The sequence below is a fragment of the Allosediminivita pacifica genome (assembly GCF_003054175.1).
GTDB classification, from domain to species: Bacteria; Pseudomonadota; Alphaproteobacteria; order Rhodobacterales; family Rhodobacteraceae; genus Allosediminivita; species Allosediminivita pacifica.
The window spans coordinates 1-4,387 of the sequence record NZ_QBKN01000066.1; the positions used below are offsets into that span (position 1 = coordinate 1).

Below are 4,387 nucleotides of genomic sequence, written 5' to 3' on the forward strand. Positions count from 1 at the left end.
TCGCGCACTTCGGGAGAAAACTTGTTCGTCGTCTTGCTCATGATGCTCCATCCTACTCAGGACTTGGAGCCTCCGGCAAACCCGGCGCGGTTCAGTCCGTCGTCGACCAGGTCTGGAGGAGGCTGAACAGACCAAAGGGCTGTGCGAGCAACGCGTTCTTCACCGACACAGGTGGATCGCCGTGATCGGGATAGTCAATGCGAGCTTGAGCGAGGAGGTCTCTAAGCGCGTTGATCTGCTCGGCAGGGTAAACGACGCACCCGCGCACCTGCCGGGTTGGCTTCCAGCTCAGGTCGAGCGTCAGACATGGGCGGCCAGTTACATAGGCGATCCAGTCGGCAATCTCCTGCGTGTTCTTCATCATGGCGGAGAGCAGCAGCAAGTCGGCTCCGGGAGCGATGCCTGTAAGGTTGAGAATGGCAAGCATCGCATCAAGCCCGCGTCGGCTCCGATCATCCTCCCGCGGATGAAGCAGATGGCATTCGTCGAAGACGATCAGTCCGAGATCCGCAAATGCATCCCTATCCATCGAGAGCAGCATCAGACAGCGCTCGGGGGTCATGACGGTAACTTCGCCGAGCATGACGAGGTCGCTTATGCCCGCATCCTCGTCGACGTCGGCAAGAACGCTGTAGTCTTGGAACGTGCCTTTGAGAGATCGCTGGGTCTGCCCGACGAGTGCATGGGTGGGAGCGAGGAAAATGACTCGCTCTCCACGGAGCAGCGCGGTCGCGATTTTCAGTTCAGCGAGAGTCGACTTGCCACCACCGGTCGGAAAGCTGATTGCCGACGATACGCCTTGCTCGAGATAGCCCTTCTCGATCGCCTCACGGTGGTTGCGCCAGAGATAGGGGCGCTGCGCGGCCATTCGTCGGAGCGTCTGCCACCAACCATTTTCATCGACCCCGCCGGGCGTCGGAATGCGGCTGAGCGCGGTCCCGAGCAGGTCGCCCTCGAGCCCCAACAAAAGATTGGCGAGGTGCAGAGGACCGGGATAGAGGCTGAGCAGGGTTTCGTCGGCCACGCCCTCGCCATCGATTGGCTCGCTGGCGAGGGCGCGCACTTGCGCAAACAGCACGCTTGCTGGAACGATGCCGCCCGCCTCGGGCGCTACGTCTACGCGCAGGCCCATCTGCCGGGCGAGGTTGGTGATGCCGCGCAGAAGCAATAGGCGGAGCGCATCGAGAGCGCGGAAGCCGAGATCGTCGCCATCGACTTCAATCGCGGGCTCGTCGGCACCAACGACGGGCCCGAGCCGACCTTGCGCAAGATTTCGGATTGCAAGCAGTAGGGCGCGCTCGATAGGCCCGGCCTCTGGCGCAGGCACTATGCGCTTGGCAGCTTCGGCCGCATCGGCATGCGCTTCTGCCAAGAGAAAAAGCAATGTAGCGCAAACGTCTGGGCTGACCGCTGCTATATCGACTCGACTCGGAGCGTCTATGCCGCGCAACGCCAAGGAAATGGCCTGATGTGCCGAAGCCGCGACAAAGGCCGCCGAGGCGCGATTCTCGCGATCGGGAAGCAAGGCGGCATAGGTTTCGTGCGCTGCAGCGAGGCGGCGCAGTTCAGCAACGGTTGCCATCAATGCTTCATCGTCTGCTTCGGCAGTAGCACCCTGCAGACGAATCCGCGCCGAGACGATGTCGGCAAAGGCGTCTGTTAGCCGCTTCGGCAGATTGTCTAGATCGAGGCCCTCGAGGGGAGGAGCTGCTCGGATCAGCGCTGCGGTCGTCGGATCAAACATCTGCGATGGCCTTTATCTTGACTATCACGCGAGAAGCGAAGCCCGCCATCCAGGTACGCATCTCCGGGAGGTATATGGTATCCGCGCGACGGCGGGCAGCAGCGCCGCGCGCGGATTCATCGAAGCCCTTAAACAGCTTGGCGCGGGTATCAGCATTGTTGTGGGTGTTTCCGATGGTGATGCTTACGCGATAGCGCCGGGCGTCGTGCCATAGGATATTGGCAATCGCAGTATCGACGTCAAACTCGGGATCAGCGGCAGCGCGGGCGTCGAGCATCCCGCTCACCTCTTGGCTGAGTTCATTCAGCCGTTCCCCCCTTTCGAGCGCGACGATGCCTGGCCACACATCGTCGCGGATAGTATCGCGGGCTTTATCGGTGGCCTTGTCTTCGAAGACGACGACCGCAGTGACCGAGGTGCCGGCTTCGTTCAATTCGAGCTGCATGCCGTCGAAGCCTTTGTCGGCCTTGCGAATATGAGGCATCCGGGTGAGCGAAGCGGCAGGCTGCTGGTGCGCGGCGATCCACGATATCGCCTGGAACAGCCAGCCATCACGGTGCCAAGGATCTTCTCCCTTCGCCAACGTAAGTTGTTTAATCGCCGCAGCCGCCTGCTCGGCATTGGCAGCAGGTCCCGGCACCCCCGCACCGCTCAGGATCTTGGCAACGTGGCGATATTGGCCGAGAACTATACGTGCAACCTGTTCGGCGAGTGCGTCCTCATTATCGATGGACCACGCCCAGCCGTGGCAGAGTTCGCCATGATCTATTGGAATGAGCTTGAGAGTCATGGGTACGCCGAGAAATCGCCCGAACTTGTAGGGGAGCAACCCAGCCAGGATTGGATTTCATGGTCGAATGGCAATTGTCATTGCACCTTTCTCTAGGCAGTGGTGGGTAGCGGATCGGTACCCTCGCTGAGGATGGTCAGATAGGCGCGATAGCTGAAAACACGCCCCCGCTTCCGCCCCGTAATCTCCTCAAGGATTCCGAAGCGTTGGAGGTCGGCGAGCGCTGCGTTCACCGTCGGCGCCGACAGACTAGTGTACTCGACCAGTTGGTTCGCGGTCAGGAAAGGGTGCTGCTGGAAAAGCTCATGGATACGCAATGACGAACCGGCTCGATCACTTTGCGCTGAAATGCGCTCGCGATCCTCCTTAAACAGGTCAACAATCCGAGTAGCGGCATCAAATGCCTTGTTTGCCGTTTCAGCCACGCCGGCGAGGAAGAAGTCGAGCCAAGCCTCCCACTGTCCATGCTCACGCACCTCTTGAAGCAGGCGGTAGTAATCAGCGCGATGCGTCTTGAGAAACAAGCTCAGATAGAGGAGCGGCTTTTGCAGCACCCCATTGACGCAGAGGTACAATGTCACCAGCAACCTGCCGATGCGGCCATTGCCGTCGAGAAAAGGGTGGATGGTTTCAAACTGGACGTGCAGCAGCCCTGCCTTGATGAGGGCAGGAAGGCGGGACTGGTCGTCGTGCATGAAGCGTTCAAACGCGCCGAGGCAATTGTCCAGTTCAGTGACGGGCGGGGGGACGTAAAGCGCATTACCGGGACGTGTCCCTCCAATCCAGTTCTGCGAGCGCCTAAACTCCCCAGGGTCCTTGGTGCCGCCACGTCCGCTTTGTAGCAAACGCGCATGCATCTCGCGGATCAACCTCAGGGACAGCGGCAGTTCTTCGAGACGCTCCAACCCGTACATCATGGCATCGACGTAATTCGAGACTTCGCGGATGTCATCGATTGGCTGGCCCGCCTGTGCTTCGGTCTCGAAACGCAGCAGGTCAGTCAGCGTCGATTGCGTTCCTTCGATCTGTGAGGAAAGTACTGCTTCCTTGCGGACATACATATAGAGGAACAGTTCTTGGCGCGGCAGAAGCATCGTGATGCCATCCAGCCGTCCTAAGGCGCGCTCCGCCAGGCTGAGACGGTCGAGAAGCACCAGTACGTCGATTGTTGGCACTGGAGGCAGGGGAGGTGGTACGAAGGCGCGGACCGTCTCTCCTGCAACGGGTGTTTCGACAAAGCGGCCAAGCCGTTGGTTGGGGTCTGAATCGGTCATAGCTCACTATGATGCTCGCTTGTTATTTAAGCAATACGGTCTTCGCTTAAATAACGGGTATGCTAAGATAAGTGGGCTTAACTAGCGCGTCGAGCAGGGCCGCAGATCTTCGCTTCGCTCGCCAACTCGGCCTGAAGCCTTTGCGCTGCTCCCCATGTTTGGACCACCGGAAGCTGGATTTTCCCGGCTTTTTCACGATGACGGGCTGGTGACGTCATCGGGATAATGCATGGCAATCGGGACGTTGTATCCGATCGCGCTGTGGGGACGATCCTCGTTGTAGTGTCTACGCCAACCTTCCAACTTTTCCTGTGCGTCGGCAAGGCTCATGAACCAGTGCGCGTTCAGGCATTCCGCCCGGAGCCTGGAATTAAACGCCTCGATGAAGCCGTTGTCCGTCGGCTTGCCCGGTCGGGAGAAGTCCAGGGTGACGTCGTTTGCATAGGCCCACAAATCCAGATCGCGGGAGATGAACTCGCTGCCATAGCACGTCGGGAAGAAGCGCTTTTTAAGGTTATGGCCACACGCGCAGCCCGCAAATAGCGCAGCGGGTGGCCATAACCGGGTCTCAGGTCTCAA

Annotated in this window: 4 protein-coding genes; all 4 read right to left on the reverse strand. The window is 59.6% G+C overall.

The window, feature by feature from the left end; genetic code table 11:
• Positions 1-91: 91 nt before the first annotated feature.
• On the reverse strand, positions 92-1,744 hold the full coding sequence (locus C8N44_RS22725) for a DEAD/DEAH box helicase (protein WP_210204220.1): 1,653 nt from the start codon (positions 1,742-1,744) through the stop codon (positions 92-94).
• Entirely contained in the window at positions 1,737-2,534 is a 798-nt protein-coding gene (locus C8N44_RS22730) for a hypothetical protein (RefSeq protein ID WP_107978965.1), read from the reverse strand. Before C8N44_RS22730 ends, C8N44_RS22725 begins: the two co-directional genes overlap by 8 nt.
• Before the next feature lie 92 nt (positions 2,535-2,626).
• Positions 2,627-3,808 (reverse strand): Fic family protein, encoded by a 1,182-nt coding sequence (locus C8N44_RS22735; RefSeq protein ID WP_107978966.1) that lies wholly within the window; start codon positions 3,806-3,808, stop codon positions 2,627-2,629.
• A 192-nt stretch (positions 3,809-4,000) separates the two neighbouring features.
• The coding region (locus C8N44_RS22740) for an integrase core domain-containing protein (RefSeq protein WP_245413008.1) at positions 4,001-4,387 on the reverse strand (387 nt) is incomplete at its 5' end.